2 protein-coding genes are annotated in these 2,004 nt (G+C 47.7%); both read right to left on the reverse strand.

Annotated features, from left to right (window positions below; all coding sequences use genetic code 11):
- Positions 1–33 precede the first annotated feature (33 nt).
- On the reverse strand, positions 34–1,296 hold the full coding sequence (locus NIT7645_RS11355; RefSeq protein ID WP_131724150.1) for an ABC transporter ATP-binding protein: 1,263 nt from the start codon (positions 1,294–1,296) through the stop codon (positions 34–36).
- A gap of 58 nt (positions 1,297–1,354) precedes the next feature.
- The gene (locus NIT7645_RS11360) at positions 1,355–1,639 is read right to left on the reverse strand and encodes a copper-binding protein (RefSeq protein ID WP_046212316.1); all 285 of its coding nucleotides are present in this window, start codon (positions 1,637–1,639) and stop codon (positions 1,355–1,357) included.
- Between the last annotated feature and the right edge of the window lie 365 nt (positions 1,640–2,004).

Genomic DNA, 2,004 nt, shown 5'->3' on the forward strand with positions numbered 1-2,004 from the left:
GTCCCATCACCAAAGCTTGCCGGGCAAAGCGCATCATGAAGCTCCTTCGATTTCAGAGAATTGTGGACGACTACTCCACTGCTTCACGCTCAGCCCATGGGTTACTCTTCCACATTTCATTAAGAAATTTTCATACTCTCTTGATCGAAGTCTGACATCGGAAGAATTCTGGTAATAGAGAATGAGTTCCCTGAAAGGACTGGAAAAATCTTTGAAGGCTGCAATTATTGCCACCAAGGCCCCTAGTGATAATCGGCCTTCAATGACAAGCCAACCTCCAATTGAGTAGAGTAGAAAGGGCGTCAATGACATTAGAAAATTGCTGATTGCTTTCTGCAAATACTTTGCGCGCTGCAAGTCGAGTCTTGTGTTTCTTAGCCGGTGAGCTGCTGAAAGTGTTCTGCGAGTTATGTATCGGCCGGACACATCGCCGGTTTGCTCACCAAGAATGTCTCCAAATGCGCGAACAGCACGAATCCGGAGTCTCATCCGTTTGTTAACCCACCTTTGCAAAATGGGTATGATGAACAGCTGAACAGGGACGAGTGCCATCGCCGCTGCACCCAATATCGGATCTTGAATGAACATAAACAACAAGATCGTGATCAATGTACCGCCTTGGAAAACAGGTGTTGCCAGAACCTCTCCCGCAAACCCTCCGATGGGCTCTATTTCGCTCGTCGATAGTGGGATGACTTCGGTTCTGCGCTGTCCTTCCGGTGCACGGCGCCATGCCCGGTAAAGCACCAGACGAAGCCTCAAAAGTGTTCGCTCTCCGATCTGCCCCTTTTTGACATTTATGCAATATTTAATTGCTCCACTCGCAATCAGTGTAATAAGATATAGGCCTGACAAGATCCCGAGGTACTCTAGTTGCGTATACTGACCGCTAAGAATCTCGATGGGAAAATGACTTGATTCGATAGCACCATTGACAATGCGTTTCGGCAATTCGAGGGTCGCATATAGAATTGGCTGTGCCAACACACCAAGGAAGATCACGGTAACCTGTTCGTGCCAGCGCAATCCTATCAAATTGCGAACAAGCACAAGCTCAGCGCGATCTTCATTGGAAAACAGACTGTTCCGAGCCGCTTTTTTGATAATCTGAGCTAAAAATACCAGGAAACCAAATAGAGCAACCAGTGGAGCAACGACTAGAATAAAGTGCAGCGCCATATGTAGCCAGTGAGGCGGGTTTTCACTGATGTGAAATCCCAATGTGTCTGCAATATGATGCGTCCAGCCGGAAAGACCGGAAAGTGTAAACGCGTCGATTTCCAGGGGCGCACTCATTGTATGTCCTCAAAAAGGCCAGCAGAGTAACGGCCCTGGAGTCTCAACATGACGTTTTCTACTTCATAATCTCTGTTACAATGTACTGGCCATTGACTTGCTCGACGACAAAATGGATCTGGGAGCCTTTGCGAAGGCCTTTCAGCATCGAAGGCTTGGCAACCGCGTAACCCATTTCCATCGCGGGCATGTTGATGTTTTTGAGCGGGCCGTGGTTGATCGTCACCACATTCGACTTGCGGTCCAAGTTCGTGACGGTGCCCATCGACATATCATGGTCGCCGCCAGCAAATGATGTTGTTGCAGTAACTGCCAAAGCGGCCGCGAGTGAGAGAATTTTCATGTTTTGTATGCTCCTTTGAGAGGCACAAGATCGATTGTTAGTGTCGAGGCTTTCTTAATTTCAAAACAGGCAATTTTTGGGTTTTGTTGTAAACCGCCGAGGGAACTCACTCTCGCTGCCAAGTCTGACCGAACGGCCGTTTTGACGATGACAGTAAGGGCGACCTCGTCATTTCTACCTTCAAAGTCCCATGACATACTCAGTTGTGAACGGTGACTGCCTATTCTTGATAAAGCTAAAAACCCCAACCAAATCAATACCACTGGGCCGGTTTGAAATGTATCAATTTGTAAGGTTTACATCGACGAGTACGACCGATAGCTATCGTTCAGAAGATTGAAGAAAGAGACCTATGCGGCTGGAAT

This window comes from Phaeobacter italicus (genome assembly GCF_001258055.1).
GTDB lineage: Bacteria > Pseudomonadota > Alphaproteobacteria > Rhodobacterales > Rhodobacteraceae > Phaeobacter > Phaeobacter italicus.